The 2,242-nt window shown below is 68.1% G+C and carries 3 protein-coding genes and 1 pseudogene; 1 reads left to right on the plus strand and 3 read right to left on the minus strand.

Translation table 11 applies throughout. The features are described from left to right. Positions 1-212: 212 nt before the first annotated feature. From FV223_RS30865 to FV223_RS25690, 3 genes are all read right to left on the minus strand, one after another. Entirely contained in the window at positions 213-356 is a 144-nt protein-coding gene (locus tag FV223_RS30865; protein WP_187274983.1) for a hypothetical protein, read from the minus strand. A 3-nt stretch (positions 357-359) separates the two neighbouring features. Continuing rightward, positions 360-746 carry a hypothetical protein gene (locus FV223_RS25685; RefSeq protein WP_147729590.1) on the minus strand — a complete coding sequence of 129 codons (387 nt, stop codon included), beginning with the start codon at positions 744-746 and terminating at the stop codon, positions 360-362. Positions 747-1,151: 405 nt separating this feature from the next. Beyond that, a complete protein-coding gene (locus tag FV223_RS25690; RefSeq protein ID WP_147729591.1) occupies positions 1,152-1,751 on the minus strand; it encodes a superoxide dismutase in 600 nt (199 codons plus the stop codon). A 241-nt stretch (positions 1,752-1,992) separates the two neighbouring features. Between FV223_RS25690 and FV223_RS25695 the strand changes: the two are divergent. Continuing rightward, positions 1,993-2,242: pseudogene (locus tag FV223_RS25695) on the plus strand (hypothetical protein); the annotation flags it as partial.

Raw genomic sequence — 2,242 nt, forward strand, 5'->3', positions numbered from 1 at the left:
CAAGTCGGGCAGGCCCGACTTGGGTGCGGGGGAGGGTGGCCCGCGAAGCGGGTCGGGAGAGGGGAGCGCGCTGTCCGGATATGGCGCTCCCCTCACCCGACCCTCGCTGACGCGAGGCTCACCCTTCCCCGCAGAGGGGGGAGGGAAGTTGGGGTGGATTCACCGTCGCCTGGATGGATGAAGGCTGTTGCCCGTCTGAGCCGGGGGGCGGATCAGCGATGCGCAGAGACGGGTTTGCTGGCCGAGCCCTGTTCCGCGCCGCGCGGGCGGAACGCCCGGCTGCCGAGAGCGAAGAAACCCACGGCCCCGCCGATGACGACGCCGACCAGCAGAAGGAGGAGATTCGTGTCGGGCATCGCTCAACTCTCGCTCTGGATGAACCGAATGACGAACTGCCCGGAGGCGGGCAGCGCGGCGCCGAGGAGCATCCACCAGATGGCTTCGCCCTGCGGCCAGTTGTGATCCTTGACGTAGGGTACGATGAAGGCGGCACCTACGATAGCGATCCCCAGCGTGTTCGAGAGGCTGCCATAGAGCTTGATGTGCTCATTCCAACGCTTGGCCTCGAGCTTCCTGAGATCGGGCTCGAGTTCGATCCGCCTCCGCCGATGCGAGAAGTACAGTCGCAGAGCCGCGGCCGCAAAACCGGCCAGGGCGCCGAGAAGGGGAAGGGCCAGCCTGGTTCCGGTTCGGTCGGCGATCCAGTTGGCCGAGCCGTCGAGAAGACCTGCGAGGTCGCCGGGCATCGATTTCCCCCTCGGAGACCTGCGCCGGGAAACGGGCGCTCCCGACCGGCGGGACAATGTGCGTCGTAGGCGGATGGACGCCGCCGTCGCCAAGCTTGGACGCGACCCGTTGGTCGACCTGCACCGGCCGTGCGATCGAACGCGACGAAAACGGCCGGTGCTGGACGCCTCGGGGCGGGACGACGCCTGTCAGGGGTGGCTTCCCTCCCCCCGCACCCAAGTCGGGCCTGCCCGACTTGGGCACACGGGGTTGCGGATCTCGGGCAAGCCCGAGATCCGTCGGGGGGAGGGAAGAGGCGGTGGCGTGATCGTCCAAGAGATGGGTGAAGGCCGTCGCCGATCCGGGACGTGGCGCCGCGAGGTGCGACGCCCGGCCCGCCAAGCGGCGACCTCCGCTACGCCGCCTCAGGCGGTGGCTTCGCCGTACAGCGTCTCGACGTGTTCCCAGTTCACGAGGTTCTCCAGGAACGCCTTGAGGTAGTCGGGGCGGCGGTTGCGGTAGTCGATGTAGTAGGAGTGCTCCCACACGTCGACGCCGAGGATCGGCTTGGCGCCGTGCACCAGCGGGTTCTCGCCGTTCGGGGTCTTCATGATGGCGAGCTTGCCGTCCTTGACCGCGAGCCAGGCCCAGCCCGAGCCGAACTGGCCGATGCCCGCCTGGATGAAGTCCGCCTTGAACTTCTCCGCGCCGCCGAGATCCTCGTCGATCTTCTTGGCGAGGCTGCCCGGGATCGCGCCGCCGCCGTTGGGCTTCATCCACTGCCAGAAGTGCAGGTGGTTGAAGTGCTGGCCGGCATTGTTGAACAGCGGCTGGTTGTTGCCGTAGCTCGCCGTGACGATCTCCTCGACGCTCTTGCCCTCGAGACCGGTGCCCTCGAGCAGCTTGTTGCCGGTGTCGACGTAGGCCTTGTGGTGCTTGTCGTGGTGGAACTCGAGGGTTTCCTTCGACATGTACGGGGCCAGCGCGTCGTAGGCGTAGGGCAGTTCCGGCAGGGTGAAGGTCATCAGATTCTCCGTCTTGTCGAGGTCTTCTGGACGGGCGTGCGGAATCGCGCCGCGCGCCGCGCTCGACGGGGTAACGACCGGAAGGTAAGTCGGTGCCCCCGCCGCGGCAACGCCGGAACCGGCACGAAGCCCGTGGAAACCGCCACGCCGCGGGGCCGACTCCGGGTCGCCGGCGTTTTGCAAAACGCCGGCAAGGTCTTACTACGATCCTGGCGTATCCGGCCCCGACTTCGAGAGTTCCATGATCATTGCGCTGTTCGCGCTCAGTGCCGCGATGGTGATCGGCGGCGTCGTCGCCGTGATCCAGGGGTTCCCCTTCGTCCGCCTGGAGAGCGGGCTCTCCATGGTGATCGCGGGCGCGACCGTCGCCTCGGCCGGGGCGGTGCTCTCCGGCCTCGCGGTGGTGGCGATGGGCCTGCGCCGGGTCGCTCACGCCTTCGACGCCCGCCGCATCGTCGACGCCGTCAGCACGATGCAGGACGGGGTCCGCC

The sequence above is a fragment of the Methylobacterium sp. WL116 genome (assembly GCF_008039455.1).
In the GTDB taxonomy this organism is placed as follows: domain Bacteria; phylum Pseudomonadota; class Alphaproteobacteria; order Rhizobiales; family Beijerinckiaceae; genus Methylobacterium.

What these genes read in the sequence shown, in the direction of transcription:
- FV223_RS30865 (WP_187274983.1), bottom strand. Translation starts at nt 356, where the DNA reads ATGCCCGACACGAATCTCCTCCTTCTGCTGGTCGGCGTCGTCATCGGC.
- FV223_RS25685 (WP_147729590.1), bottom strand. Translation starts at nt 746, where the DNA reads ATGCCCGGCGACCTCGCAGGTCTTCTCGACGGCTCGGCCAACTGGATC.
- FV223_RS25690 (WP_147729591.1), bottom strand. Translation starts at nt 1,751, where the DNA reads ATGACCTTCACCCTGCCGGAACTGCCCTACGCCTACGACGCGCTGGCC.